This window comes from Ideonella sp. (assembly GCF_035254525.1).
Taxonomy (GTDB): Bacteria; Pseudomonadota; Gammaproteobacteria; order Burkholderiales; family Burkholderiaceae_C; genus Ideonella.
Map to the genome: position 1 here is coordinate 1 of NZ_DATFAN010000005.1, position 24,967 is coordinate 24,967.

Annotated in this window: 26 protein-coding genes; 13 read left to right on the forward strand and 13 right to left on the reverse strand. The window is 69.8% G+C overall.

The features are described from left to right. The coding region (locus tag VJ693_RS00340) for an MBL fold metallo-hydrolase (RefSeq protein WP_324151464.1) at window positions 1-543 on the reverse strand (543 nt) is incomplete at its 3' end. 92 nt (window positions 544-635) lie between these two features. On the opposite strand from VJ693_RS00340, the gene VJ693_RS00345 reads away from it, so the two are divergent. Next, window positions 636-1,442, forward strand: coding sequence for an IclR family transcriptional regulator (locus VJ693_RS00345; protein ID WP_324151465.1), 807 nt, complete (start codon window positions 636-638; stop codon window positions 1,440-1,442). On the opposite strand, the gene VJ693_RS00350 is transcribed toward VJ693_RS00345, so the two are convergent. The 3 genes from VJ693_RS00350 to VJ693_RS00360 are packed head-to-tail and all read right to left on the reverse strand — an operon-like array spanning window position 1,427 to window position 3,829. Beyond that, complete coding sequence (locus VJ693_RS00350; protein ID WP_324151466.1) at window positions 1,427-1,639, reverse strand: DUF2783 domain-containing protein; 213 nt, start codon at window positions 1,637-1,639, stop codon at window positions 1,427-1,429. The two genes, VJ693_RS00345 and VJ693_RS00350, sit on opposite strands and share 16 nt — an antisense overlap. Before the next feature lie 20 nt (window positions 1,640-1,659). Further along, window positions 1,660-3,270 carry an FAD-dependent oxidoreductase gene (locus VJ693_RS00355; RefSeq protein WP_324151467.1) on the reverse strand — a complete coding sequence of 537 codons (1,611 nt, stop codon included), beginning with the start codon at window positions 3,268-3,270 and terminating at the stop codon, window positions 1,660-1,662. Between the two features lie 22 nt (window positions 3,271-3,292). Next, window positions 3,293-3,829, reverse strand: coding sequence for a VOC family protein (locus VJ693_RS00360; RefSeq protein WP_324151468.1), 537 nt, complete (start codon window positions 3,827-3,829; stop codon window positions 3,293-3,295). A 115-nt stretch (window positions 3,830-3,944) separates the two neighbouring features. Here VJ693_RS00360 and VJ693_RS00365 point away from each other — a divergent pair, with 115 nt between their 5' ends. Beyond that, window positions 3,945-4,385 (forward strand): MarR family transcriptional regulator, encoded by a 441-nt coding sequence (locus VJ693_RS00365; protein WP_324151469.1) that lies wholly within the window; start codon window positions 3,945-3,947, stop codon window positions 4,383-4,385. A 31-nt stretch (window positions 4,386-4,416) separates the two neighbouring features. Here VJ693_RS00365 and VJ693_RS00370 read toward each other — a convergent pair whose 3' ends face one another. From VJ693_RS00370 to VJ693_RS00390, 5 genes are all read right to left on the reverse strand, one after another. Beyond that, a complete protein-coding gene (locus VJ693_RS00370; RefSeq protein WP_324151470.1) occupies window positions 4,417-6,693 on the reverse strand; it encodes a bifunctional (p)ppGpp synthetase/guanosine-3',5'-bis(diphosphate) 3'-pyrophosphohydrolase in 2,277 nt (758 codons plus the stop codon). Window positions 6,694-6,760: 67 nt separating this feature from the next. After that, entirely contained in the window at window positions 6,761-9,289 is a 2,529-nt protein-coding gene (locus VJ693_RS00375) for a bifunctional diguanylate cyclase/phosphodiesterase (RefSeq protein ID WP_324151471.1), read from the reverse strand. Window positions 9,290-9,510: 221 nt separating this feature from the next. Next, window positions 9,511-9,714, reverse strand: coding sequence for a DNA-directed RNA polymerase subunit omega (rpoZ, locus tag VJ693_RS00380; protein WP_324151472.1), 204 nt, complete (start codon window positions 9,712-9,714; stop codon window positions 9,511-9,513). A gap of 32 nt (window positions 9,715-9,746) precedes the next feature. Beyond that, entirely contained in the window at window positions 9,747-10,367 is a 621-nt protein-coding gene (gene gmk / locus VJ693_RS00385) for a guanylate kinase (RefSeq protein ID WP_324151473.1), read from the reverse strand. A gap of 8 nt (window positions 10,368-10,375) precedes the next feature. Beyond that, a complete protein-coding gene (locus VJ693_RS00390; RefSeq protein ID WP_324151474.1) occupies window positions 10,376-11,296 on the reverse strand; it encodes a YicC/YloC family endoribonuclease in 921 nt (306 codons plus the stop codon). A 30-nt stretch (window positions 11,297-11,326) separates the two neighbouring features. Between VJ693_RS00390 and VJ693_RS00395 the strand changes: the two genes are divergently transcribed. The 5 genes from VJ693_RS00395 (at window position 11,327) to hemW (ending at window position 15,852) form a co-directional block, all read left to right on the forward strand. After that, entirely contained in the window at window positions 11,327-12,292 is a 966-nt protein-coding gene (locus VJ693_RS00395) for a serine/threonine-protein kinase (RefSeq protein WP_324151475.1), read from the forward strand. Continuing rightward, window positions 12,289-13,200: a PP2C family serine/threonine-protein phosphatase gene (locus VJ693_RS00400; RefSeq protein ID WP_324151476.1), complete on the forward strand. Its 912-nt coding sequence runs from the start codon at window positions 12,289-12,291 to the stop codon at window positions 13,198-13,200. Before VJ693_RS00395 ends, VJ693_RS00400 begins: the two co-directional genes overlap by 4 nt. 62 nt (window positions 13,201-13,262) lie before the next feature. Continuing rightward, on the forward strand, window positions 13,263-14,000 hold the full coding sequence (gene rph, locus VJ693_RS00405; protein ID WP_324151477.1) for a ribonuclease PH: 738 nt from the start codon (window positions 13,263-13,265) through the stop codon (window positions 13,998-14,000). An 8-nt stretch (window positions 14,001-14,008) separates the two neighbouring features. Further along, window positions 14,009-14,638: a non-canonical purine NTP pyrophosphatase gene (locus tag VJ693_RS00410; protein ID WP_324151488.1), complete on the forward strand. Its 630-nt coding sequence runs from the start codon at window positions 14,009-14,011 to the stop codon at window positions 14,636-14,638. Next, window positions 14,638-15,852, forward strand: a complete 1,215-nt coding sequence (gene hemW, locus VJ693_RS00415) for a radical SAM family heme chaperone HemW (protein WP_324151478.1) — start codon at window positions 14,638-14,640, stop codon at window positions 15,850-15,852. The genes VJ693_RS00410 and hemW overlap by 1 nt, the downstream gene beginning before the upstream one ends. Before the next feature lie 3 nt (window positions 15,853-15,855). Here the strand turns inward: hemW and VJ693_RS00420 are convergent, their stop codons facing one another. The 3 genes from VJ693_RS00420 to VJ693_RS00430 all read right to left on the reverse strand — a co-directional run bounded on the left by VJ693_RS00420 (window position 15,856) and on the right by VJ693_RS00430 (window position 18,574). After that, a complete protein-coding gene (locus tag VJ693_RS00420; protein ID WP_324151479.1) occupies window positions 15,856-16,953 on the reverse strand; it encodes a chemotaxis response regulator protein-glutamate methylesterase in 1,098 nt (365 codons plus the stop codon). Window positions 16,954-16,964: 11 nt separating this feature from the next. Next, the gene (gene cheD, locus VJ693_RS00425) at window positions 16,965-17,585 is read right to left on the reverse strand and encodes a chemoreceptor glutamine deamidase CheD (protein WP_324151489.1); all 621 of its coding nucleotides are present in this window, start codon (window positions 17,583-17,585) and stop codon (window positions 16,965-16,967) included. A 125-nt stretch (window positions 17,586-17,710) separates the two neighbouring features. Next, entirely contained in the window at window positions 17,711-18,574 is an 864-nt protein-coding gene (locus VJ693_RS00430) for a CheR family methyltransferase (protein WP_324151480.1), read from the reverse strand. A 190-nt stretch (window positions 18,575-18,764) separates the two neighbouring features. On the opposite strand from VJ693_RS00430, the gene VJ693_RS00435 reads away from it, so the two are divergent. From VJ693_RS00435 to VJ693_RS00445, 3 genes are all read left to right on the forward strand, one after another. Further along, window positions 18,765-19,511 carry a GGDEF domain-containing protein gene (locus VJ693_RS00435; RefSeq protein ID WP_324151481.1) on the forward strand — a complete coding sequence of 249 codons (747 nt, stop codon included), beginning with the start codon at window positions 18,765-18,767 and terminating at the stop codon, window positions 19,509-19,511. A 67-nt stretch (window positions 19,512-19,578) separates the two neighbouring features. After that, window positions 19,579-20,355, forward strand: a complete 777-nt coding sequence (locus VJ693_RS00440; protein ID WP_324151482.1) for a MinD/ParA family protein — start codon at window positions 19,579-19,581, stop codon at window positions 20,353-20,355. Continuing rightward, a complete protein-coding gene (locus tag VJ693_RS00445) occupies window positions 20,352-20,768 on the forward strand; it encodes a group II truncated hemoglobin (protein WP_324151483.1) in 417 nt (138 codons plus the stop codon). The genes VJ693_RS00440 and VJ693_RS00445 overlap by 4 nt, the downstream gene beginning before the upstream one ends. Window positions 20,769-20,787: 19 nt before the next feature. Here VJ693_RS00445 and VJ693_RS00450 read toward each other — a convergent pair whose 3' ends face one another. Then, window positions 20,788-22,158 carry an HD-GYP domain-containing protein gene (locus tag VJ693_RS00450; protein WP_324151484.1) on the reverse strand — a complete coding sequence of 457 codons (1,371 nt, stop codon included), beginning with the start codon at window positions 22,156-22,158 and terminating at the stop codon, window positions 20,788-20,790. 299 nt (window positions 22,159-22,457) lie between these two features. On the opposite strand from VJ693_RS00450, the gene VJ693_RS00455 reads away from it, so the two are divergent. From VJ693_RS00455 to VJ693_RS00465, 3 genes are all read left to right on the forward strand, one after another. Beyond that, window positions 22,458-23,483, forward strand: a complete 1,026-nt coding sequence (locus VJ693_RS00455; RefSeq protein ID WP_324151485.1) for a hypothetical protein — start codon at window positions 22,458-22,460, stop codon at window positions 23,481-23,483. 117 nt (window positions 23,484-23,600) lie between these two features. Further along, a complete protein-coding gene (locus VJ693_RS00460) occupies window positions 23,601-24,083 on the forward strand; it encodes a VOC family protein (RefSeq protein WP_324151486.1) in 483 nt (160 codons plus the stop codon). A gap of 39 nt (window positions 24,084-24,122) precedes the next feature. Continuing rightward, on the forward strand, window positions 24,123-24,967 hold an 845-nt coding region (locus VJ693_RS00465; protein ID WP_324151487.1), incomplete at its 3' end, for a glycine betaine ABC transporter substrate-binding protein.

The following is a 24,967-nucleotide window of genomic DNA, read 5'->3' on the forward strand; positions in this document are numbered from 1 at the left end:
CAGCAGCGTGCGCTCCTGCGGCAGCCAGACGACGGTGTCGCCCTTGGTGTGGCCGCGGCCCAGTTGCAGCAGCTGCACTTCCAGCTTGCCCAGCCACAGGGTCATCTTGCCGCTGAAGGTGATGGTGGGCCAGGTCAGCCCCGGCGGCACCGTCTCGACATTGCTGAACAGGCGCGGGAAGCGGCCGATCTCGCTGGCCTTGTCGGCCTCGCCGCGCTCGACGATCAGGTCGTAGGTGTCATGGCTGGCCAGGATCTGCTGCGCCCCGTAGGCGCTGGCGCCGAGCACCCGCACTGCGTGGTAGTGGGTCAGCACGACGTACTTGATCGGCTTGTCGGTCACTTCGCGGATGCGGCGGATCACGTCGGCCGCCATGGCCGGCGTGGCCTGGGTGTCGGCCACCAGCACGGCGTCGTCGCCGATGATGATCCCGGTGTTGGGGTCGCCCTCGGCGGTGTAGGCCCAGGCGTGCTCGGAGAGCTGCTCGAAGGTGACCTTCTTTTCCTGGGTGTCGGCGTGGCTGGCGAAGGCCTTCGTGCTCATGCTTGTCTCCGATTGAGGTTTGTCAATGACGAATGGCTTTGCAGTCTAGCCAAATATTTGTCATTGTCAAATGGCTTTGCGAGAATGGCTAAATGGACATGAACGACGACGAGGCCGGCAAGGGCCAGCGGGCCATCCAGTCGGTGGAGGTGGGGGGGCGGCTGCTGCTCGCCCTGGCCGAGTACCCGGCCCCCATGACGCTGAAGGATCTGGCGGCGAAGGCCGATCTGCCGCCTTCGCGGGCGCACCCCTACCTCGTGAGCTACGGCCGCCTGGGCCTGGTGCAGCAGGACGGCGCCAGCGGCCGCTACGCGCTGGGCCCGGCGGCGCTGCAGCTCGGGCTGGCGGCGCTGCACCAGTGCGATCCCGTGCGGGTGGCGCAGCCGGTGGCCGATGCGCTGGCTGCCGAGACCGGCCAGGCGGTGGCGTTGGCGGTGTGGAGCAACTTCGGGCCGACGGTGATCCGGATGATCGATGCCCGCCAGCCGCTACACGTGGCCATGCGTGCCGGCACCGTGATGTCGGTCTTCGGCACGGCCACCGGCCGCGCCTTCGCGGGCGCAATGGGCCCCGAGCGCGTGGCCGACGCGATGGCGGGCGCGGCGCTGGGCGACCCGGCCGCCCGGGCCGGGGCCGGCCATGCCGACTTGGACGCGCAGCTCGCCTCAGCCCATGAGGAGCTGGCGAGCCACGGCTGCACGCGGGCCGTCGGCCGGCCCATTCCCGGCGTCAACGCCTTCAGTGCGCCGGCCTTCGACCACGATGGCGAGCCGGCGGTGGTGATCACGCTGCTGGGCCACCAGGACCATGTGGCGGCAGGCTGGTCGTCGCCGATGGCCGCCGCGGTGAAGCGCGCGGCGGCCGAGGTGTCGTCGCAGCTGGGCTACCGGCCGCGCTGAGCGGCCTGACCGGCCTGAGCGGCAACCGCGATCGCCTCCGACAGCACCTGCCGGTCGCCCACGTGGTTGGCCAGCAGCAGCACCAGCTTGGCCAGCATCTTCTGGGCGGCGGCGTCGGGCAACTCGCGCTGGGCGTCGACGAGCTCCTCGTAGAAGCCGTCGGGGTCGGCGATCTGGGGGGTGCGGATCAGCGGCATCGTCGTCTCCTTCTGTTTGCTCAATGTCCCAGGCAGCGGGCCAGCGCCTGCTGGATGCGTGCCGTGTCGAACTGGCGCCAGCGCGCGGCCACGTGCTGGTCCGGCCGCAGCAAGTAGACGGTGCCCGGTTGGCCGTCGTAGCGCTGCGCGAGCAGGCCGTCCACGTCGGCCAGGTCGCGGCCGATGCTCAGCACGCGCGCGCTGACCCCTCCGAAGGCCACCTCGGCCGACGGTGCCGGCCCGAAGCTGAGCAGCGTGAAGCCGTGGTCAAGGTGGTTCAGCAGCCAGCCGCGCTGGCCGGCGGCGTTGGCCACCGGCGCGTCGGCGGCGTTGGTGCCCGGCACCATGGCACCCTGGAATTCGTCGGTGTCGGGCGTGTTCAGGCTCGACTCGACGTAGGGCGTCGGCGTCGACAGGCGGCCGCTGTTGACCAGCTGGCGCGCGAAGGCCTCGTCGTGCGAGAGCTCCAGCACCGCGTCGCGCAGCACGCGGCTGGTGGCGCTCTTGGGCGTGATGAAGTCGGTCGAGCGGGTGGAGTTCAGCAGGTTGTCGTCGGCCGCGTAGGCGCGCTCGGCGTGGTAGGTGTCGATGAGGCTCGGCGCCGCATGGCCGTCCATCACCAGCTTCAACTTCCAGAAGAGGTTGTCGATGTCCTGCACGCCGGTGTTGGCCCCGCGTGCCCCGAAGGGCGAGACCTGGTGCGCCGCGTCGCCCGCGAACAGCACGCGGCCGTGGCGGAAGTTGTCGACGCGCCGACAGGCGAACTGGTAGACCGAGACCCATTCGAGCTCGAACTCCACGTCCTTGCCCAGCATCGCCTGGATGCGCGGGATCACCTTCTCGGGCTTCTTCTCTTCGTTCGGGTCGGCATCCCAGCCGAGCTGGAAGTCGATGCGCCAGACGTCGTCGCACTGCTTGTGCAGCAGCACGCTCTGGCCGGGATGGAAGGGCGGGTCGAACCAGAACCAGCGCTCGGTCGGGAAGGCGGCCTTCATCACCACATCGGCGATCAGGAAGCGATCGTGGAAGAACTGCCCCGTGAACTCGGCGCCGACCATGCGGCGGGTGTCGCTGTTCGCACCGTCGCAGGCGATCACCCAGTCGGCTTCCACCTGGAACACGCCGTCGGGCGTTTCCAGCGTGAGCGTCGCATGGTCGGCGTGCTGCTGCAGGCTGATGAGCTTGTGCTTCCAGCGCAGGTCCACGCCCGGGGCGCGGCCGCAGGCCTCCACCAGGTACTCCTCGAGGTAGTACTGCTGCAGGTTGATCATCGCCGGCATCTTGTGGCCGGCCTCGGGCAGCAGGTCGAAGGTGTAGACCAGGTCGTTCTGGAAGAACACCTTGCCGACCTGCCAGCGCACGCCCTTTTCGACCATGCGCTCGCCGACGCCCAGACGGTCCCAGATTTCGAGCGGGCGCTTCGCGTAGCACACGGCGCGCGAGCCCACGCTGACCGTGTCGTTGTCGTCCAGCACGACGGCCGGGATGCCGCGCGCCGCGCATTCCAGCGCAGCGGTGAGCCCGATCGGCCCGGCGCCGATGATGACCACCGGGTGGCGCTTCAGGGTGCCGGTGCGCTGCTCGTCGCTTTGGCGATACGGGAACCGGGGATAGGTATAGGTCTTCAGCATGTTGGCTCCGGCGCTGGTGCGGTCAGTGCGAGAACTCGGATGCATGCATCCACGCGGCGTGCTTGGGGGCGCGCCGGGTGCGCGACCACTCGGCCAGCATGTCCCACTTCACCGCGTCGAGCTGCTTCATCTGCTCGGGTGTCGCGGTGTCGGCGGCGAGCTCGATGCGGTGGCCGTTCGGATCGAAGAAGTAGATCGACCGGAAGATCGTGTGGTCGGTGATGCCCACGACGGGGATGCCGGCCGCCTCCAACCTCGCCTTGGTCTCTTCCAGGGTCTGCACGCTGTCGACCTTGAAGGCGATGTGCTGCACCCAGTCGGGCGTGTGCTCGTCGCGGCCCATGGCCGGCGCGGTGGGCAGCTCGAAGAACGCCAGGATGTTGCCGCCACCCGCGTCCAGGAACACGTGCATGTAAGGGTCCGCGGCCTTGGTGCTGGGCACGCGGTCTTCGGCGATCGCGAGCACGAAGTCCATGTTCAGGTGCTCGGCGTACCAGCGGACGGTCTGCTCGGCGTCCTTGCAGCGGTAGGCCACGTGGTGCATGCGCTGGATCTTCATTCGGCGTCTCCGGATGGTGTGGTGCGGGTCGATATAGTAACCACGGTTACTAAATGACGGCAAGCACATCCTTTGATCTGGCTCAATATCGTATCGAGTGTTACGATTGTCGGCGATGGATCTTCAGCGCTTCTTCCCCTACCGCATGGCCCTGCTGGCCGAGGCCGTGAGCCAGTCCGTGGCGCAGGTGTACCGCGAGCGTTTCGGCCTGACGCGTGAAGAGTGGCGCGTGCTCGCGGCGCTGGCGGAGGCCGGCTCGGTGAAGACCTCACGCGTGATCGAGGCCACCACGCTCGAGAAGATGCAGGTCAGCCGCGCCGTCGGCCGGATGGAAGACAAGGGCCTGCTGGAGCGTCTGCCGGACCCTGACGATGGCCGCGGCTGGCTGTTGCGGCTGAGGCCAGCGGGCCGCGCGCTCTACGCGAAGCTGGTGCCGATGGTGCAGGCGCGCGAAGCCTTCCTGCTCGAAGCCTTGAGCGAAGACGAACGCCGTGTGTTCGACGCGGCCATGGTGAAGCTGCAACAGCGGGCCGCTGCGTTGTCGAGCCAGGGCTGACGCTGGCGGGCGCCCCGCCGGCCGCGATGCGCTACGGCCGCACGCGGTTCACCTTCAGCACCGCCGGCGTGCGCTTGAGCGTGCGCAGCACCTCCGCCAGGTGCAGCCGGTCGCGCACGCTGACCAGCAGCTTCATGTCGGCCGTCTCGCCCGGGCGCTCGTCGCCCATGTCGATGTGGGTGATGTCGGCCTCGGCGCGGCTGACGGCCTGCGCCACCTGCGCCAGCGCGCCCTTGCCGTTGTGCAGCAGCACCTGCAGCTGGGTCTCGAAGGGGCGGGTCGGTTCCTCGGCCCATTCGACCTGCATCCAGCGCTCGCGGTCGCGCTCGTACAGGCGCTGGCCGACCTGGCAGTCGGCGGTGTGCACGGTCAGGCCCTCGCCGCGGCCGAGGTAGCCGACGATCTGGTCGCCGGGGATCGGGCGGCAGCACGGCGCCATCGACACGCTCGCGCCTTCGGCGCCGTCGATGACGACCAGGCCTTGCCCGGTCTCGCCCTCGGGCTGGGCATAGCGGCCCAGGCTGAGCGTGACCGCATCGGGCTTGTGGCCGAGCTCGCGCAGATCCTGTGCGATGCGCTTGGCGACGATGGTCGCGATCTTCTTGCCCAGGCCGATGTCGGTCAGCAGCTCGGCGGGGCTGCGGTTGCCGCTCCAGCGCAGCACGGCGGGCCAGATGGTGTCGGGGCCGGCCGGATCGATCGGGGGCAGCGCCAGGCCTTCGAGCCGCAGGGCCTGGGCAAGCATCTTCTCGCCCAGCGACTGCGACTCTTCCTGCTCGAGGTTCTTCAGGTAGTGGCGGATCTTCGAGCGCGCGCGGCCGGTTCGCACGAAGTTGAGCCAGGCCGGGTTGGGCCGTGCGTTCGGCGCGGTGATGACCTCCACCACGTCGCCCGAGCGCAGCTCGGCGCGCAGCGTGGCCGGCTCGCCATTGATCTTGACCGCGACGCAGTGGTCGCCGACGTCGGAGTGGATCGCGTACGCGAAGTCGACCGGCGTCGCGCCGCGCGGCAGCGCGAGGATCTTGCTCATCGGCGTGAAGACATAGACCGCGTCGGGCACCAGATCGATCTTCACGTGCTCGAGGAACTCGCCGGCGTCGCGGGTTTCGTCCTGGATGTCGATCAGCGATTTCAGCCACAGCGCGCCCAGGCGCTGCGCGACATCCGACGGGTTGCCGCCCCGGGTGCCGACTTTGTAAAGCCAATGGGCGGCGATGCCGGCCTCGGCCACCGCGTGCATGGCCTCGGTGCGGATCTGGAACTCGACCGCCGTGCCCAGCGGGCTGACCAGCGTGGTGTGCAGCGACTGGTAGCCGTTGGCCTTGGGGATCGCGATGTAATCCTTGAATCGCCCGGGCACCGGTTTGTAAAGCTGGTGCAGCACGCCGAGCGCCAGGTAGCAGTCGGGCAGGGTGGGCACGACGATGCGAAAGCCGAAGATGTCGTTGACGGACGCGAAGCCGGCGTGCTTCTCGCGCATCTTGCGGTAGATCGAGTAAACCGTCTTCTCGCGCCCGCTGACCTCGACCTTCACGCGCGCTTCGGCGAAGGCCTGGGCCACATCTTTCTGCACGCGCGAGACGATGTCGCGCCGGTAGCCACGCGAGCGCTGCACCGCCTTCTCCAGCGCGGCATGGCGCCAGGGGTTCAGGTAGGTGAACGACAGCTCCTGCAGCTCGCGGTAGACCTGGTTCAGGCCCAGCCGGTGCGCGATGGGCGCGTAGATGTCGAGCGTTTCGCGCGCGATGCGGTGGCGCTTGTCCACCTTCATCGCGCTCATCGTGCGCATGTTGTGCAGCCGATCAGCGAGCTTGACGAGGATCACGCGCACGTCGCGCGACATCGCCAGCAACATCTTGCGGAACGATTCCGCCTGGCCTTCCTCGCGGGTCGAGAAGTTCAGCTTGTCGAGCTTGGTGAGGCCATCCACCAGTTCGGCTGTCGTGGCGCCGAAGCGCTCGATCAGCTCGGTCTTGGTGATGCCGCAGTCCTCCATCGCGTCGTGCATCAACGCGGCCTGGATGGCCTGCGAGTCGAGCTTCCAGTCGGCCACCAGGCCGGCCACCGCGATGGGGTGGGTGATGTAGGGCTCGCCGCTGGCGCGGTACTGGCCCAGGTGGGCCTCGTCGGCGAACTTGTAGGCGTCGCGGATCGACTTCAGCTCGCCCTTGGGCAGGTGCCCGAGCTTGGCGGACAAACCGGCGAAGGTGTTCACTTCCGCGCTCGGCGGCGACACCGCCGCCTGCACGCGCGGCCGCCCTTGCAGCGCGGTCGGCAGCAGTTCGGCGGCGAAGGAGCGAATACCCATGCCCCGAATTTAGCCTAGGCGGCCGGCCGCCACCGCCGGGTGGGCTTGCGCGGCTTCGGCGGGCGGCCTACGCCGCCACCACGCCGGTGGTCGGGCGGGCCGGTGCCGCGCCCGCCCGGGTCAGCATCGCGAGCGCCTCGTCGGGCGGCAGTGCCTTGCTGAACAGCCAGCCCTGATAGACCTCGCAGCCCAGCGTGCGCAGCCGTTCGAGCTGCGCCGGATGCTCGACACCCTCGGCGACGACGGTGCAATCCAGCGTGTGCGCCAGGCCGATCACCGCGCGCACGATGGCGTCGTCGCTGCCGTCGCTCATCATGTCGTGCACGAAGCCACGGTCGATCTTGATGGTCGAGATCGGAAAGGCCTTCAGCCAGGCGAGCGAGGAGTGGCCGGTGCCGAAGTCGTCGAGGTGGACCTCGATGCCCAGCGCGGTGAGGCTGCGCAACTGCTCGGCCGCCGCCGATGGGTCGTCCATCACGGCCGATTCCGTGATCTCGACCGCCAGCGTGTCGGCTGGCAGCTGCTGCCGGCGCAACTCGTGGGCAATCTGACGCGCCAGGCCGGGCTGGCGGAACTGCAGCGGCGACAGGTTGATCGCCACGCGCGTGACCACGCCCGCGTCGCGCCACGCGCGCAGCTGCCGGCACGCCGCCTGCAGCACGCGCTGCCCCATCGCCTGCACCAGGCCGGCCCGCTCGGCCACCGGCACGAAGGCCGCCGGTGAGACGTGGCCCAGCTCCTCGTCGTGCCAGCGCAGCAGCGCCTCGAAGCCGCTGACGCGGCCGCTGGCGATGTCGACCTGCGGCTGGTAGTGCAGCGCGAGCCGGTCTTCCTCGATCGCCAGGCGCAGCCGGGTGCGGATCTGCACCTCCCGCTTGAGCTGCTCGCCCAGCTCGGCGTCGTAGGCGGTGATCTGTGCGCGCCCGCGGCGCTTGGCCTCGTGCAGCGCCAACTCGGCGCATTGCAGCACCTGGCCGGCGGATTCGCCGTCGCGCGGGAACACCGCCAGGCCGATGCTCACCGCCAGCGGCCAGGTCGACGAGCCGATCAACATGCCGGGGGCCAGCGTGGCCTGCAGCTTGCGCGCAACGAGGCGGGCCTGGCTGGCGTCGTCCAGGCCGGTGACGAGCACGGCGAACTCGTCGCCGCCCAGGCGGGCCACGGTGTCGTCGGCGCGCAGCCCGTTGGCCAGCCGCTCGGCCACCTCGCGCAGCAGGGCATCGCCGGCCTGCGTGCCGTGGGTCTCGTTGATCAGGTGGAAGTGCTCGATGTCCAGCAGCAGCAGCCCCACCAGGCTGCCTTGCTGCCTGGCCGCTTCGGCGGCCTCGGCGAGCCGGTCGCCCAGCAGCCAGCGGTTGGGCAGGCCGGTCAGCGGATCGTGGGTGCTGCGGTGTTCCAGCGCGCGTTGGTGCTGCTGGCGGTAGGACACGTCGGCCACGTAGGCGGTCGTGCGCCGGCCGGCGGCGGTGTCGGTCAGGCTGAAAGCCACCTCGAGGTCGATCTCGCGGCCGTCGGCGCGCAGGCCCCGGGTGCCGTCGGCCAGGGTGATGCGCTGGCCCGGCGGGCTCGTGGCGTAGCTGCGCCAAGCCTCGCGATGGTGCTCGCGCCGCGCCGGCGGGATCAGCATCGTCAGCGGCTGGCCGAGCAACTGGTCGCGCCGGTAGCCGAACATTTCTTCGAGGGCCCGGTTGACGACCTGCATGCGGCCTTTCTCATCGGCCAGAACGACGCCCTCGGGCGCCAACTCGATCAGCTCGCGGTACTCGCCGCTGCGGCGCTCGAGCGCCGCATGGGCACGCGCCAGGCGCAGGAAGGGCCGGCGGATCTGGTTCAGGAACAGGCCGCGGAACAGGTAAGCGTAGGCAGCCACCTTGTAGGCGTGCCCCAGCAGGTTGGCCATGTCGGTGACGCTGTCGCTGTAGGCCACGAAGAAGCCTTCGGACAGCGCCATCAGCAGCAGCGCCATGAGCACCGGCGCCTCGTCGGCCCGGTCGTCGGGATTGGCGCGGGCCAGGCGGCGCTGCATGGCCAGCAGCGCGAGCAGGTACAGCCCGATCAGCGACAGCTCCAGGCCCACTTTCAGCGGCGTCAGGCCCACGCCCGGCACGAACATCGCGGGGAAGCGCTCGGGCACGAACAGCGCGGCCGCGGCGGCACCGGCCAGCACCACCGAGCTGGCTGCCAGGACGCCGCGCGAGACCCCGGGCCGCCGGGCGAGCCAGGCCGGACAGGGGCAGGACCAGGCGAGCAAGGCCACAGCCGGCACCAGCCGCGCCAGCAGCCACAGCAGGATCGCCTTGTGCGTGCTGCTGGGTGAGCCGAGATCGGGCATGCCGGCATAGCTCAGCAGGTGCAGCATGTCGATCAGCCCGACGGCGATGAAGGCGCTGCCCAGCGCGCGGCCGGCATGGCGCCGCCGCTGGTCGACCACCTGCCAGGAGGTCACGCCGACGGTGATGCACACGACCGCCGAAATGACTTCGATCAGGGCATGCAGCGCCAGGAAGTCGCCGCGCGGCACCACCACGTCGAATGCGCGGCCGCCGGTGACCAGCGCGTACATCAGCAGCGTGGCTGCCACCAGCAGGGTCGGCATCAGGGTCCGGCTCGGGGTCATGGGGGCGGCGGTTCTCCGTTCGGCGCACGGGCCCGGCCGAGACGGCGGCTCGGGCCGCATCGACGATAGGCCGACCATTGGAGGCATCTGCAGGGATTTTCGCGGCGTAGTCGACACATGCGGCGAGTTTGTGCCAGCCGTAAAGCGCGACGGGCGCCCGAAGGCGCCCGTCGATGGGGAAGGTCAGCGCTCGCCGGATGTCAGGTCGGCACCTTGCGCAGCATCTCGATGCCGACTTCGCCGGCGGCGATTTCGCGCAGGGCGGTCACGCCGGGCTTGTTCTTCGACTCGACCTTGGGCGCGTGGCCCTGGCTCAGCATGCGGGCGCGGTAGGTCGCGGCGAGCACCAGCTGGAAGCGGTTGGGGATCTTGGCGAGGCAGTCTTCGACGGTGATGCGGGCCATGGGTGGATCTCGTTGGGAGCAGGCGCGGTGAGTCAATCGAGATTGAGTGCCGCGAAAACGGCCGACTTGGCGCGGCGCTGCGCCGCGTATTTCAACCGTTGAGAGTGCACGACGGTTTTCATGTCGAAAAGCGCCGTCTCGAACAAGCTATTGATTATAACGTAGTCGAAATGCCGGGCCTGGGCGACCTCGTGCCGGGCATTCACCATGCGCGCGTCGATGACCTCGGGGTGGTCCTCGCCGCGCCGGCGCAGGCGCTGCTCGAGCTCGTCCCAGCTGGGCGGCAGGATGAAGATCAGCACCGCGTAGGGGAACAACTGCTTGATCTGCAGTGCGCCTTGCCAGTCGATCTCGAGCACGACGTCTTCGCCGGCCATCAGCCGCGCCTCGATGCCCAGCCGCGAGGTGCCGTAGCGGTTGCCGTGCACCTCGGCCCATTCGAAGAACTCGCCGCGCTCGACCATGCCGGCGAACTCGTCCGGGCTGACGAACCAGTATTCGCGCCCGTGCTGCTCCTGCCCGCGCGGCGCGCGGGTGGTGTGCGAGACGGAGACCGACAGGTGCGAATCGAGCTCCAGCAGGGCCTTGACCAGGCTGGACTTGCCGGCCCCGCTGGGGGCCGCGACGACGAAAAGGTTGCCGGGTGTTTCCATGAGCCGCGCTATTCGATGTTCTGGACCTGCTCGCGCATCTGCTCGATCGCGACCTTCATGTCGACCGAGATGCCGGTCAGTTCGAGCGCCGAGGATTTCGAGCCGAGGGTGTTGGCTTCGCGGTGCAGTTCCTGGATCAGGAAGTCGAGCCGCTTGCCGATCTCGCCGCCCTTGCCGAGCAGGCGCTCGATCTCGTCCAGGTGCGACACCAGGCGCGAGAGCTCCTCGGCCACGTCGATGCGGATCGCGTACGCCGCCGCTTCGTTCAGCGCGCGGTCGCGCGCGGCCTCGGCCGATACGGCGCCGGCATTGCCGCCGCCGGCGGCGGAATTCAGCGCCTCGGTCCAGCGCTCCATGAAGCGCTGCTGCTGCTTCTGGACGACGGCGGGCACCAGCGGCGCGGCCTGCGCGGCCAGGGTGCGCAGCGTCGCGATGCGCTCGGCCAGGATCTGCGCGAGCCGGGCGCCTTCACGCCCGCGCGCCTCCTTGAGCGCCTCGATGGCGCTGCGCGCGGCCTGCACCGTGAGCTCGTCCAGCCCGGCATTGGCGTTGGCGCTGGCGCCGCCGCGGCACCATTGCAGGACCTCGTGCACCGACAGCGCGGTGGCATTCGGCAGCCAGCCCTGGACCGTGCTCTCGAGCCGCGCCAGGCGGTTGAGCTGCTCGGTGCCGGGCTGGGGCAGGCCCTCGTCGGCGCTGCGGCCGAGTTGCGCGCGCACCTCGACCTTGCCGCGCCGCAGGCCGGCGGTCAGCAACTCGCGCAGCGCGGGCTCGACCTGGCGCAATTCATCGGGCAGGCGAAAGGCGATATCGAGGAAGCGGCTGTTGACCGTGCGCATTTCCACGGTCACGCCGCCGGGGTGGTTTTCACCCTCGGCAACCGGGGCGGCGCTGGCGCTCGCGAACCCGGTCATGCTGTAAACTGGCATGAAGCTTTTGCACCGAGCAAAAACCCGATTATGTCAAAGCCAAAACCCGCCCCGTTGCCCGCGGGCACCGTGGTCGGTGGCTACCAGATCGTCAAGAAACTGGCAGCCGGCGGCTTTGGCGTGGTGTACCTCGCCGAAGACGAAGAACGCCACCTCGTTGCACTGAAGGAATACCTCCCCGCCTCGCTGGCCGAACGCTCGGTGGGCGAACTGGTGCCGCGCGTCAAGCCCGAGAAGCAGCCGCTGTACCGCCTGGGCCTGAAGAGCTTCTTCGAAGAGGGGCGCTCGCTCGCCCAGATCTCGCACCCCAGCGTCGTGTCGGTGCTGAATTTCTTCCGCGAGAACGAAACGGTCTACATGGTGATGAACTACCTGCAGGGCGATACCCTGCAGGATTTCATCGTCACCGCGCGCGACCTGAAGCAGGAAAAGGTCTTTCGCGAATCGACGATCCGCTCGTTGTTCGACGAGATCCTGAAGGGGCTGCGCATCGTCCACCAGCACAAGATGCTGCACCTGGACATCAAGCCGGCCAACATCTTCATCACCAACGACAACAAGGCGGTGCTGCTCGATTTCGGCGCGGCGCGCGAGGTGCTGAGCAAGGAAGGTAACTTCATCCGCCCGATGTACACGCCGGGCTTCGCCGCCCCCGAGATGTACCGCCGCGACGGCTCGCTGGGCCCGTGGACCGACATCTACGCCATCGGCGCCTGCATCTACGCCTGCATGCAGGGCTACCCGCCGACCGATGCGCCGCAGCGCATCGACAAGGATCGGCTCACGCTGTCGATGTCCCGCATGCGTAACACCTACTCCGACAACCTGATCGAGGTGACCGAGTGGTGCATGTCGCTGGATCCGTTGTCCCGCCCGCAAAGTGTTTTCGCGTTGCAAAAAGAGTTGTCGCGCGAGACCGAACGGCGCTATACCTCGCTCAGCTTCACTGAGCGCCTCAAATTGCAGATCGAGAACCTGAAGACCGGGGCACGATGAGATTTTCCGTCTACCAGGTCAGCCGAAAGGGTGGCCGCGAGAAGAACGAAGACCGCATGGGCTACTGCTACACGCGGGATTCGGGCCTGTTCGCGCTGGCCGATGGCATGGGCGGTCACCCTGAGGGCGAAGTGGCTTCCCAGCTCGCGCTGCAGACGCTGGCCGCCGCCTTCCAGCGCGAGGCCAAGTCCAGCCTGAAGAGCCCGCTGCGCTTCCTGCAGGATGCGATCCTCGCGGGCCACCACCAGTTGTTGCGCTACGCCACCGAAAAAGGCCTGGTCGACACGCCGCGCACGACGGTCGTCGCCTGCGTGCTGCAGGGCCGCGCGGCCTTCTGGGCCCACTGCGGCGATTCACGCCTGTACCTCGTGCGCGGCGGCAAGCTGGTCGCCCGCACGCGCGACCACTCGTACACCGAGCTGCAGCAGACGCTGTCGCAGGTTGTGCCGATCGATGCGAAGTTCAACCGCTCGGTGCTTTTCACCTGCCTGGGCAGCCCCGGCAAGCCGGTGGTCGACACGGTCGGCCCAGTCACGCTGCAGACGGGCGACCGCCTGATCGTCTGCTCGGATGGCCTGTGGAGCCAGCTCGACGACGAGGAGATCGTCGAACTGCTGGCGACTCGCTCGCTGTCGGATGCGGTGCCCGAGATGGTCGAGCGCGCCTTGCGCAACGGCGGCCAGCATGGCGACAACGTCACCGTGCTCGCGGTCGAATGGGAAGCGGTCGAGGAGAGCGACTCGGCCGCCGGCGTCTCGACCCGCAGCCTGGGCGAGGACGTGTTCGCCTCGACCATCCAGGCGAGCCTGGGCGAAACCGTGACGGGCGACCTGGACGAAGCCGAGATCGAGCGCTCGATCCGCGAGATCAACGAGGCGATCCAGCGCTCGGCGAAGAAGCGGCCCTGAGCGGCGCACACACCACTGACCGGCGCCCACGGGGCGCCGGTCTGCTTTGAAGAAGGATCCCGATGACCTACCAACGCACCCAGGGCCGCGCGCCCAATGCCTTGCGCCCCTTGCGCATCACCCGCGGCTTCACCAAGTACGCCGAGGGCTCGGTGCTGATCGAGTTTGGCGAGACGCGGGTGCTGTGCACCGCTTCGGTCGAGGAGCGCGTGCCGCCGCACAAGAAGGGCAGCGGCGAGGGCTGGGTGACGGCCGAGTACGGCATGCTGCCGCGCTCGACCCACACCCGCAGCGACCGCGAAGCCGCGCGCGGCAAGCAAGGCGGGCGCACGCAGGAGATCCAGCGCCTGATCGGCCGCTCGCTGCGCGCCGTGTTCGACCTGAAGGCGCTCGGCGAGCGCACCATCACGCTCGACTGCGACGTGCTACAGGCCGACGGCGGCACCCGCACCGCGGCGATCACCGGCGCCTTCGTGGCCGCGCAGGACGCGGTGAGCGTGCTGCTGTCGCAAGGCAAGATCAGCACCTCGCCGATCCAGGATGCGGTGGCTGCGGTGTCGGTCGGCATCGTCGGTGGCACGCCGCTGCTCGACCTGGAGTACATCGAGGACGTGTCCTGCGACACCGACATGAACGTCGTGATGACCGGCAAGGGCGGTTTCGTCGAGGTGCAGGGCACGGCCGAGGGCGCGCCGTTCAGCCAGGCCGAGATGGACCAGCTGATGGCGCTGGCGGCCCAAGGGATCCGCGACCTGGTGGGGGCGCAGCGCGACGCGCTCGCCCTGCCGCTCGTGAAGTGAGCCGGACGATGCGGCTGGTGCTGGCCTCGAACAACGCGAAGAAGCTCGCCGAGCTGGGGCAGCTGTTCGCGCCGCTGGCCATCGAGCTGGTCACACAGGGCTCACTCGGCGTGGCCGAGGCCGAGGAGCCGCACCACACCTTCATCGAGAACGCGCTGGCCAAGGCACGGCACGCCGCGGCAGCCACCGGCTTGCCGGCCATCGCCGACGATTCCGGCCTGTGCGTCGACGCGCTGGGCGGCCAGCCCGGCGTGCAGTCGGCCGTCTATGCACCTTGCAGCCCCGCGCCGGGGCTGGAGCGCGAGGCGCAGCGCCGCGCACAGGACGCGGCGAACAACGTCTTGCTGCTCGAGCGCCTGGCCGGCGTGGCCGACCGCCGGGCGAGCTTCGTCTGCGCGCTGGTCGCGCTGCGTTCGGCGGCCGACCCCGAGCCGCTGGTCGCTTTCGGCCGCTGGCATGGCGAGATCCTCACGGCGCCGGAAGGCGAGGGCGGCTTCGGCTACGACCCGCTGATGTTCATCCCGGCGCTGGGCCGGACGGTGGCTGCGCTGCCCGCCGCGACCAAGAACGCCCACAGCCACCGCGCGATCGCGGCGGCGCAGATGCTCGTGCTGATGCGCGACGCTTGGCATCTGTGATGTCGAACGCGAACGCCGCCGACCGCTACCTGCGCCCGGGCACGCTGCAGCTCGGCGCGCTGCCGCCGCTGTCGGTCTACGTGCACCTGCCGTGGTGCCTGAAGAAGTGCCCCTATTGCGACTTCAACAGCCATGAGATCGGCGCCTCCAGGAACAGCGACACCTTGCCCGAGGTCCGCTACCTCGATGCGCTGCGCGCCGACCTCGAGGCCAGCCTGCCGCTGGTCTGGGGTCGCACGGTGCACACGGTGTTCATCGGCGGCGGCACGCCCAGCCTGTTCTCGCCCGAGGGCATCGCGCGGCTGCTGTCGGACCTGCGCTCGCTGCTGCCGCTGGCGCCGGGCTGCGAGGTCACGCTGGAGGCCAACCCCGGCACCTTTGAGCGCGAGCGCTTCCGGGCCTTTCGCGGCGCGGGCGTCACGCGGCTGTCGGTCGGCGTGCAGAGCTTTTCGGACGAGAAGCTGAAGGCGCTGGGCCGCGTGCACGACCGCGCGCAGGCGCTGGCCGCGGTCGAGGAGGCCGCGGCGAGCTTCGACACCTTCAACCTCGACCTGATGTACGCGCTGCCGGGCCAGACGTTGCCCGAGCTGGAGCAGGACCTGGCCACCGCGCTGGCGTTCGCGCCGCCGCACCTGAGCCTGTACCACCTGACGCTGGAGCCGAACACCGCATTCGCGCTCAGGCCGCCGGTGCTGCCTGACGAGGACACCAGCGCCGAGATGCTGGACCGCCTGGTCGAACTCACCGATCGCGCCGGCCTGCAACGCTACGAGGTCTCGGCCTATGCGCGCGCCGGCCACCGCAGCGCGCACAACCTGAACTACTGGCAATTCGGCGACTACCTGGGCCTGGGCGCGGGCGCGCACGGCAAGCTGAGCTTTCCGCACCGCGTGCTGCGCACCGTGAAGTGGCGTGAGCCGGCGCGCTACATGGCCGAGGCCCTGGCCGGCCGGGCCAGCTCGAACGAGGACGAGGTCGCGCGCAAGGCGCTGCCCTTCGAGTTCATGCTCAATGCGCTGCGGCTGCGCGAGGGCTTCGAGCTGGCGCTGTTCACCGAGCGCACCGGCCTGCCGCCGTCGGCCATCGCCGCAGGCATCGAGAAGGCCCGCGCGATGGGCTTGCTCGAAAGCGGCGATGGGTCGCACAACGCGATCGTGCGACCCACCGTCAAGGGCTTCGACTTCCTCAGCGACCTGCAGGCCCTGTTCCTCTAGCCGTCAGACTCGGTGCAATAGCGCGCCGTGCATCGAGCGCAGCTTGTCCATCAGGTGCGGCGCGATGTCCTGCAGCGGCAGCACCTCGTGTGCGGCGCCGTGCAGGATCGCCTCGCGCGGCATGCCGAAGACCACGCAGGTCGATTCGTTCTGCGCGTAGTTGTAGCTCCCGGCGTCGCGCATCGCCTTCATCGCCGTCGCACCGTCGGCGCCCATGCCGGTCAGCATGATGCCGAAGGCGTTCTGGCCGACCACGCGGGCAGCGGATTCGAACAGCACCTCGACCGAGGGCTTGTGGCGGTTGACGGGCTCGCCATCGCGCACGCGGGCCACGTAGTTGGCACCCGAGCGCTCCACCGAGAGGTGCAGGCCGCCGGGCGCGATGTAGGCGTGGCCGGGCAGGATGCGCTCGCCGTCGGTCGCTTCCTTCACGCGGATCTTGCACAAGGTGTCCAGCCGTGCGGCGTAGCTGCGGGTGAAGCCCGGCGGCATGTGCTGGGTGATGACGACCGCGGGCGCGTCGGCCGGCAGGTTCATCAGAACTTCCTTGGTGGCTTCGGTGCCGCCGGTGGAGGCACCGATGAAGATGATCTTCTCGGTCGACAGCCGGCCCAGCGGGCTGGGCGCTGGGGGCGCCTTGGGGGCCGTGGCAGGCATGCCCGGTGCGGGTGCCGGCGGCGGGGCGGGGGCGCGCTTGACGTGGGCCTTCGAGGCGATGCGGATCTTCTCGGTGATCTCCTCGGCCAGCTGCTTCAGCCCATCGGCCACGCCGATCTTGGGCTTGGCGACGAAGTCGATCGCGCCGAGCTCCAGCGCGCGCATCGTGACCTCGGCGCCGCGCTCGGTCAGCGTCGACACCATCAGCACCGGCATCGGCCGCAGGCGCATCAGCTTGGACAGGAAGTCGATGCCGTCCATTCGTGGCATCTCGACGTCCAGCGTGATCACGTCGGGGTTGAGGTTGCGGATCATCTCGCGCGCCGCATACGGGTCGGCCGCCGCGCCGATGCACTCCATGTCGGGCTGTCGGTTGACGATCTCGGCCAGCAGGCTGCGCACCAGCGCCGAATCGTCCACCACCACCACGCGGGTCTTGGGCATGTCGGTACTTCTCAGAACAAGTCGATCGAGCCACCGCCGGTGACGGCGGGGGCGGCCTTCTGCGCCGCGGCGCGGTCCTGCGCGATCAAGGCCTCGGTGTTGGTCGGCGCCAGCCGCTTGACCATGGCCTTGCCGCTGAAGGGCAGGAAGCACACCTTGCGCGGGTAGATGTCGAGCACGTCCTTCGAGACCACCGGGATGCGTTCGGTGGCGAGGAACTCCAGCACGAACTTCGTGTTGCGCTCGCCGACGTTCATCGTGTTCATGCCGCTGATCACCGCGCCGCCGCCGAAGACCTTGGCCTCCATCGTCAGGCGCGAGGCTCCGCGCTTCATCATCTCGTTGATCAGCAGCTCCATCGCGTAGGAGCCGTAGCGGCCCGAGTCGCCCACGCCCTCGGGCAGCATGAAGTGGTTCATGCCGCCCACGCGGGCCTGGCGGTCCCACAGGCAGGCGGCGATGCACGAGCCGAGCGTGGTCATCACCAGCAGGTCCTCGGTGTCGCAGTAGTACTCGCCCGGCAGCACCTTGACGGCCTCGTTCTTGAAGTGCGCGTCGTAGAAGAAGAACGAGGCCTCGCCGGGCTTGCGCGGCTGGGCCTTGAGCCTGTCCAGCCGGGGGGTGCGGCCCATGGGGCCGGACACCCCGGGCGTGGGCGGTGGTGCGGTGCGGGCGGTGCCGTCGAAGGCCGCGGTGAGCTGGGTGGCCATGGATGAAACCTGTTTCGCGTGGGTTCGGGGGGCGGCGTGGCGCTGGGCTACGCCCGCTTGTAGATCGTCTTGCCTTGCAGGTGGAACAGGTCGCGCGAGTCGGTGAAGTTCTCGGAGTGGCCCACGAACAGCAGCCCGCCCGGCTTCATCACGCCGTGGATGCGCTCGAGCACCTTGCGCTGGGTGCCGTGGTCGAAATAGATCATCACGTTGCGGCAGAACACCATGTCGAAGGGCTCGCCCAGCGACCAGGGGGTGCTCATCAGGTTGAATGGCCGGAAGTCGATCAGCCGGGCCAGCTCGGGCTTGACGCGGATGAAGCCGGCGTTGCTGCCGGTGCCGCGCATGAAGTGCTTCTTCAGCCGCTCGGGCGACAGGCCGCGTGCATCGGCCGGGTACACGCCGCGCTGGGCGGTGGCCAGCACCTTGGTGTCGATGTCGGTGGCGAGCAGCTTCGCGCCGCTGCTGGCGCCCAGCACCTCGGCGAGCACCATCGTGATCGAGTAGGGCTCCTCGCCGGTCGAGGCGGCGTTGCACCAGATGCGGGGGCTGCGCTGGTTCAGCCCGCGCAGCGCGTCGGCCAGGGCGAAGAAGTGGTGCTCCTCGCGGAAGAACGAGGTCAGGTTGGTGGTCAGGCTGTTGACGAATTCCTGCCACTCCTGGTCGCCGGCCGGGCCGCTGGCGCCTTCGAGCCAGGCCAGGTAGTCCTTGAAGCTGGTGTGGCCGGTTTCGCGCAGGCGGCGCGACAGCCGGCTGTAGACCATCGCGCGCTTGCCGTCGTGCAGGCTGATGCCGGCGCGCTGGTAGATCAGTTTGCGCACGCGCTCGAAGTCGGCCGCGGCGAAGCTGAACTCCTGGTCCAGGGTCTCGGCCGGGGTGGGCCGGCTGGGGGCATCTAGCAAGGAGCTCATCGTGTTCGAGGGCGCGTCGGGAACGGTCGGTCGGTCAGGCGGGCGGGTGGCAAGCGCCCGCCGAGGGCACCTTGCGAAGTCTGCCCGGCAAGCCCCTGATCGGCTCGTGGAGTTGGACCGGGTTCCCCTGGCTATTTCGGCCGCAATCGCGCACAGGCGCACTGCTAGACTGCGTCGAAGCAGGGCCTCCATGCCCCAAATTTCACGCCGCGTGAGTACATCCGCCCCACCGCCGCCGACGAAATCCGCCACCCTGCGGGTCGAGCAGGCCATGCAGTTGCTGCAGCAGTCGGGGCACCCGATGCCGCCTGGCGCGCCAGGCAGCGTGGCGTGGCTGCAGGGCCTGATCGATGCGCTGTGCGACCTCTCCAGCCGCGACGCCCTGACCGGCCTGGCCAACCGCCGCAGCTTCGAAGCCGGCCTGGGCCGCGAGATCGACCGCGTGGCGCGTTCCGGCGAGCCGGCGTTGCTGCTGCTGCTGGACATCGACCACTTCAAGCGCGTCAACGACACCCACGGCCATGCGGTCGGCGACGTGGTCATCCAGGCGGTGGCCGATGCGCTGCGCGAGACCGTCCGCCCGATGGATCTGCCGGCGCGCATCGGCGGCGAGGAGTTCGCCGTCATCCTGCCCAACTGCGCCCCGGCCTTCGGCCAGACGGTGGCCGAGCGCTTGCGCACGCGCATCGAGGCGCGGCCGATCAAGATCGGGCCCTCGCAGACGCTGGGCGTGACCGTCAGCATCGGCGGCGCCTACGCACCGCAGTGGGTGCGCTCCACCGCCTCGCTGTGGATGGAGCGCGCCGACCTGCAGCTCTACCGCGCCAAGGCCGAGGGCCGCAACCGCACCTGCCTGGAGCCGACGCCGATGTCGGAAGTCACGGCGGAAGAAAAAGGCTTGCTGTTCGGCACGTCGAATTTCGGGGAGTTTGAATGAGCACGCAGGGCCGCCCCAAGGGCGAATTCCCCCTCGGGGGGACGGCGCGCAGCGCCAAGGGGGCGAGATGAACATCGCGCCTTCGCCCAAGCAAGCGCGCATCACCGCCATCACGAGCGGCAAGGGCGGCGTCGGCAAGACCTTCCTGTCGGCCAACCTCGCGGCCGCGCTTGCGCGCCAGGGCCAGCGCGTGCTGGTGCTCGATGCCGACCTGGGCCTGGCCAACCTCGATGTCGTGCTGAACCTGTTCCCCAAGATCACGCTGCACGACGTGTTCACCGGCAAGAACACGCTCGAGCAGGCCATCGTGCCCGCGCCCGGCGGCTTCTTCGTGCTGCTGGCCGGCTCGGGCATGGTCGAGTACTCGCGCCTGACGCCCGAGGTGCGCGATCAGCTCGTCGACGTGGTCGCCAAGGTGCGGCCGCAGTTCGACCGCATCCTGCTCGACACCGGCGCCGGCATTTCCGATGTCGTGCTCTACACCGTCTCGCTGGCCGACGAGGTGCTGGTCGTGACCACGCCCGAGCCGACCGCGCTGACCGACGCCTACGCGACCATCAAGGTGCTGGCCGCCACGCAGGGGCGGCGCGACCTGCGGCTGATCGTCAACCAGGTCACCCGCCCGGGCGATGGCCGAACCATCCGCGGCCAGCTGCAGCAGGTGGTCGACCGCTACGTGTCGCCGGGCCTCGATGCGCCGGTCAAGCTCGAATTCCTCGGCGAGGTCGGCACCGACAAGACCGTGCGCGAGGCCGTCACCCGGCGCCAGCTGCTGCTCGAAGCCTTCCCGGGCAGCAGCGCGGCCCAGGGCGTGATGGCCGCCGCGACGCGATTGAATTCATGACCACCTCAGACGACGAGGGCGCGCCCGCGCCCGGCCCGACCCCGTTCGAACAGCTCGGCGGCGAAGCCGGCGTGCAGGCGCTGGTCGACCGTTTCTACGACCTGATGGACCTGGAACCGGCCTACGCCGTGCTGCGTGGCGTGCACGGCTCGGATCTGCACGCGGCGCGGCAGAAGCTGTTCTGGTTTCTCTGCGGCTGGCTCGGTGGCCCGAACCACTACATCGAGCGCTTCGGCCACCCGCGGCTGCGCGCGCGGCACCTGCCGTTCTCGATCGGCCAGATCGAGCGCGACCAGTGGCTGGCCTGCATGTTCCAGGCGATGGCCGAGTGCAACGTCGAACCGGGCCTGCGCGAGCGGCTCGAGAAATCGCTGTTCGGCACGGCCGACTGGATGCGCAACCGGGCCGGCTGAACGACGGCCCGCGCCCGCCTCAGCCGCCCTGAGCGGGCTGGGTTGACGCCGGCGGGGCGGGCGCCGCCGCCGGCGCGTCGCTTCCCCTCAGGCGGCCGACCAGTTCGCGCATCACCGCATCGTCCTGCGCGCCGAGCAGGCCGGTGCGCAGCAGCGAATCGCGCTCGAGCGCGCGCAGCCGCCATTCGATCTCGCGCACGATGGTGATCACCTCGAGGTGCACCTGCGGGTCGTGCAGCGCGGCCAGCTGGCGCAGCAACACCTCCGGGTCGGCAGCATCCAGCCCGGTGCTGGTGAAGGCGGTCTGCAGCCGCTCCATGCGCTCCATGCCGGAGCTGAGCGCCTGCCTGAGCTCGCCGCGGGCCTCGGCGATGCGTTCCTCGATCCAGCCCTGTGTCTGCGCGAAGCGGCGCATCGTCGCGGCGATGCGGGCCACCCGCGGCACGGCATCTTCCAGCGGCGTCGGCGCGGTCCAGGCGGCGAGCATCTCCTCGCTCTCCACGGCGGCGGCCGAGATCGTCTGCACCAGCTCCTTGCTGAACTCGCCGCTGATGATGCGGGTGGCCACGCGGGCCCGGGCCAGCGGCGTCAGGCCGGACTCGACCAGCGCCATCAGCCACTCGGCGGCGCCGAGGATCTGGCCGTCCAGCGCCAGGTCCGGCCCGGCCGCGCCGCGCGGGTAGCCGAAGCCGTCCAGGCGCTCGTGGTGCAGCAGCACGGCCTGGGCCACGGCGGGGCCGGCGCCCTCCATGGCGCGCAGGACACGGTCGCCGATGACCGGGTGGCTGGCGATGTGGCGCCACTGCTCGGGCTCGAGGCGGGTGCCGCGCTGCAGGTGCCGGGGATCGATGTAGAGCTCGCCGACGTCGTGCACCAGGCCGGCCAGCGCCAGCAGGCGGTGCCGATCCACATCGCCCGGCACGAGGCGGCGGCCGAGCGCCATGGCGAGCATCGCGACGCCCACCGTGTGGGCGAGGCGATCGCCCTGGTACTCGCAGTAGACGGTCAGCAGCGACTGCACCGGCATCGACAGCTTGAGTCGTGTCAGCGACAGCGCGATGGGTTGGGCGCCCGTCGGGCCGGTGCACAGCGCGGCGATCAGCGGGTGCCGGGCCAGCAGTTCCTCGGCGATGGGGCCGAAACGCTCGGGCACGACGCCGCCGACCACCTGCACGCACTCTTCGAGCGGCTTGCGCAGCTTGTGCTCGAGCAGGCGCTCGCGCACGGCGGGGTCGATGCGTGCGCCCTTGGCAAGCAGCTTGATGCCGTTGCCCGTGACGATGTCTTCCGTCACCTCGACCACGTGGTGCGCGGTGGTCGCCACCACGTGGTTCAGGTAGTGCGGGTTGACCTGGCTCGGGTCGTCCGGGGCGGTGGCGTTCGCGGGCATGCTCGTTCCGGGCCGCGCGGGGACCGGCCTTCGTCGACAGCTTATCGGCGCGAAGCGGGCGGGCTGAAGGCCGCGGTGGGGCGCGCGGGCCCGCGCTTGCGCGCCGTCAAGCCGTGGGGCGGGTGGGGGGCCGGGGGCGCCCGGTTTCGACCCGGCCGACCGGGATGGCCCGCGGCTGATCAATCGCAAACCGGGATGCCGGCCGCGTCGCAGAGTGGCGCCACACGACCTGCCAGGGGGAATCCATGGACCAGCCATCGCCGTCATTGCATCTCGCTGGCCTTCCAGATTGCCGCTGCTTGCTGTTGGTCGCCGCGGCGCTGTTGGCCTTCGGCGCCAGGGCCGCGGAATACAAGTTCATCGACCTCGGCACCTTGGGTGGCGACTGGGCCACCGCCTACGACATCAACGACGCCCGCGTCGTGGTCGGTGTCAGCGCAAGCGGGTCCGGCCGGCAGACCGCAGTGCGCTGGGCCAAGGGTATTGCCACCTCGCTCGGGCCCGAGCAGGCCCGGGCAGCGGCGATCAACAGCAAGGGCGTCATCGTCGGCACGGTGCGGACGCCGAAAGGCAAGGCCCTGCACGCGGCCCGCTGGAGGCATCTGATCCGGGAAGACCTGGGAACGCTGGGGGGAACCACCAGCGATGCCCACGACATCAACGATGCCGGCTGGATCGTCGGGGCCAGCGACCTGCCTGGTGTCACGGAGAGGCACGCGACGCTCTGGCGTGACGGCGCGCTGATCGACCTGGGCACGCTGGGCGGCAGCTTCGGCGTGGCGAGGGCGGTCAACAACGCCGGCCTGATCGCGGGCTACAGCACCACGAACGATGGGGCCTCGCATGCCACGCTGTGGCTTGATGGCGTGCCAACCGACCTGGGCACCCTGGGCGGCACCGCGAGCTACGCCTACGCGATCAACAACGCCGGCACCGTCGTCGGCTGCAGCAGCCGGGGTGGCAACGAGACTTGGCCCGCCGCGTTGTGGGCCAACGGCGAGGTGGTCGATCTGGGGACCTTGGGCGGCAAGTACGCCTGCGCCTACGGCATCAACGACGCCGGGGTGGTCGTCGGCTACAGCTGGCTGCGGCCGGAAAAGGGCGTGTTGCCCTGGCACGCCGTGCTGTGGAAGGGGACGACGATCCACGACCTCAACGACGAGATCGACATGTCGGTGCGCAAGGCCGGTTGGGTGCTCCGCCAGGCCTGGGCCATCAACACCGATGGCGTCATCGTCGGCGAGGCGCGCAACAAGCTCACCGGCGCCGACCAGCGCGCCTTCATGCTGGTGCCGCGCCGTGGGGAGCTTGCCGGCGCCCGCTGACAGCCGGGTGGCGCCGGTTACAAAGCCGGCGCCCACCCTTGTCGAATCGGCCCGGCCGGGTTCGTCGTGTGGATGAGGCGCGACTGGCGCTTCACCATCCACCCAAGGAGCGACGACATGCCCAAAGTGAACCCCGTGCCCGCGCCGATCGGCGCGATGCCCTACCTGACCATCCGGGGCGCGTCCGACGCGATCGCCTTCTACCAGCGCGTGTTCGGCGCGGAAGTGGCCGTGCGGCTCGACGACCCGACCGGTGCTGTCGTGCACGCCGAGCTGAAGGTGGGCCCGGCGAGCTTCATGCTGACCGAGGAGCGGCCCGAGATGGGCGGCCTGAGCCCGCAGGCCATCGGCGGCTCGGCCACGATCGTGACCTTCTACGTCGAGGACTGCGACAAGATCGTCAAGCGCGCGCTCGAGGCCGGCGCCAAGCCCGAGATGCCCCTGATGGACCAGTTCTGGGGCGACCGCGCCGGTGGCATCGTCGACCCGTTCGGCCACAAGTGGCTCATCGCGACGCACAAGGAGGACGTCGCCCCGGCGCAGTTGAAGGAGCGCTTCGCCGCCGCCATGGCCCATGGCGGGCCGTGCCCGGGGCCATGATGCATTGACCGCGCGGCCGGCTTGCCCGAAGCTGGCCGCATGACGCGAACGACCGGTCTGGCCCTGATCCTGCTGCTCGCGCTGGCCGGCCTGGCGCGGGCCGGCGAGCCGCTGCGCATCGGCTCCAAGCGCTTCACCGAGTCCTACATCCTGGCCGAGGTGCTCGCGCAGGCGGCCCGTGCCGCGCCCGGGCAGCCGGCGGTGGAGGTCAAGGCGGGCCTGGGCAACACCGCGATCGTGTTCGAGGCGCTGCGCGCCGGCAGCATCGATGTGTACCCCGAATACACCGGCACGATCGCGCTCGAGATCCTGAAGCAGCCGGGCCCGATGACGCTGGTGGCGATGCGCGAGGCGCTGGCGCCGCTGGGCCTCGGCGTCGACGTGCCGCTGGGCTTCAACGACGGTTATGCGCTGGCGGTGCGCGCGGACACGGCCGAGCGCCTGGGCCTGCGCAGGCTGTCGGACCTGGCGCGCCAGCCGGCGCTGCGCCTGGGCTTGAGCAACGAGTTCATCGGCCGCGCCGACGGCTGGCCCGGCCTGGCCGCGCGCTACCGCCTGCCGCAGCGGCCCACCGGGTTGGACCACGGCCTGGCCTACGAGGCCATCGCTGCCGGCCAGGTCGACGTGATCGACATCTACACGACCGACGCGAAGATCGCCCACCTGGGCCTGCGCGTGCTGATCGACGATGCCGCGCACTTCCCGCGTTATGACGCGGTGCTGCTGTACCGGCTGGATGTGCCGCGGCGGTTCCCTGCGCCCTGGGCGGCCCTGGAGCGGCAGCAGGGCCGCATCGACGAGGCCGAGATGATCGCGATGAACGCCCAGGCCGAGCTGCAGGGCCGGCCCTTCGACGTCATCGCGCGCGAGCACCTGGCCCGTGC

What these genes read in the sequence shown, in the direction of transcription:
- VJ693_RS00345 (WP_324151465.1), top strand. Translation starts at nt 636, where the DNA reads ATGGACATGAACGACGACGAGGCCGGCAAGGGCCAGCGGGCCATCCAG.
- VJ693_RS00350 (WP_324151466.1), bottom strand. Translation starts at nt 1,639, where the DNA reads ATGCCGCTGATCCGCACCCCCCAGATCGCCGACCCCGACGGCTTCTAC.
- VJ693_RS00355 (WP_324151467.1), bottom strand. Translation starts at nt 3,270, where the DNA reads ATGCTGAAGACCTATACCTATCCCCGGTTCCCGTATCGCCAAAGCGAC.
- VJ693_RS00360 (WP_324151468.1), bottom strand. Translation starts at nt 3,829, where the DNA reads ATGAAGATCCAGCGCATGCACCACGTGGCCTACCGCTGCAAGGACGCC.
- VJ693_RS00365 (WP_324151469.1), top strand. Translation starts at nt 3,945, where the DNA reads ATGGATCTTCAGCGCTTCTTCCCCTACCGCATGGCCCTGCTGGCCGAG.
- VJ693_RS00370 (WP_324151470.1), bottom strand. Translation starts at nt 6,693, where the DNA reads ATGGGTATTCGCTCCTTCGCCGCCGAACTGCTGCCGACCGCGCTGCAA.
- VJ693_RS00375 (WP_324151471.1), bottom strand. Translation starts at nt 9,289, where the DNA reads ATGCCGACCCTGCTGGTGGCAGCCACGCTGCTGATGTACGCGCTGGTC.
- rpoZ (WP_324151472.1), bottom strand. Translation starts at nt 9,714, where the DNA reads ATGGCCCGCATCACCGTCGAAGACTGCCTCGCCAAGATCCCCAACCGC.
- gmk (WP_324151473.1), bottom strand. Translation starts at nt 10,367, where the DNA reads ATGGAAACACCCGGCAACCTTTTCGTCGTCGCGGCCCCCAGCGGGGCC.
- VJ693_RS00390 (WP_324151474.1), bottom strand. Translation starts at nt 11,296, where the DNA reads ATGCCAGTTTACAGCATGACCGGGTTCGCGAGCGCCAGCGCCGCCCCG.
- VJ693_RS00395 (WP_324151475.1), top strand. Translation starts at nt 11,327, where the DNA reads ATGTCAAAGCCAAAACCCGCCCCGTTGCCCGCGGGCACCGTGGTCGGT.
- VJ693_RS00400 (WP_324151476.1), top strand. Translation starts at nt 12,289, where the DNA reads ATGAGATTTTCCGTCTACCAGGTCAGCCGAAAGGGTGGCCGCGAGAAG.
- rph (WP_324151477.1), top strand. Translation starts at nt 13,263, where the DNA reads ATGACCTACCAACGCACCCAGGGCCGCGCGCCCAATGCCTTGCGCCCC.
- VJ693_RS00410 (WP_324151488.1), top strand. Translation starts at nt 14,009, where the DNA reads ATGCGGCTGGTGCTGGCCTCGAACAACGCGAAGAAGCTCGCCGAGCTG.
- hemW (WP_324151478.1), top strand. Translation starts at nt 14,638, where the DNA reads ATGTCGAACGCGAACGCCGCCGACCGCTACCTGCGCCCGGGCACGCTG.
- VJ693_RS00420 (WP_324151479.1), bottom strand. Translation starts at nt 16,953, where the DNA reads ATGCCCAAGACCCGCGTGGTGGTGGTGGACGATTCGGCGCTGGTGCGC.
- cheD (WP_324151489.1), bottom strand. Translation starts at nt 17,585, where the DNA reads ATGGGCCGCACCCCCCGGCTGGACAGGCTCAAGGCCCAGCCGCGCAAG.
- VJ693_RS00430 (WP_324151480.1), bottom strand. Translation starts at nt 18,574, where the DNA reads ATGAGCTCCTTGCTAGATGCCCCCAGCCGGCCCACCCCGGCCGAGACC.
- VJ693_RS00435 (WP_324151481.1), top strand. Translation starts at nt 18,765, where the DNA reads ATGCCCCAAATTTCACGCCGCGTGAGTACATCCGCCCCACCGCCGCCG.
- VJ693_RS00440 (WP_324151482.1), top strand. Translation starts at nt 19,579, where the DNA reads ATGAACATCGCGCCTTCGCCCAAGCAAGCGCGCATCACCGCCATCACG.
- VJ693_RS00445 (WP_324151483.1), top strand. Translation starts at nt 20,352, where the DNA reads ATGACCACCTCAGACGACGAGGGCGCGCCCGCGCCCGGCCCGACCCCG.
- VJ693_RS00450 (WP_324151484.1), bottom strand. Translation starts at nt 22,158, where the DNA reads ATGCCCGCGAACGCCACCGCCCCGGACGACCCGAGCCAGGTCAACCCG.
- VJ693_RS00460 (WP_324151486.1), top strand. Translation starts at nt 23,601, where the DNA reads ATGCCCAAAGTGAACCCCGTGCCCGCGCCGATCGGCGCGATGCCCTAC.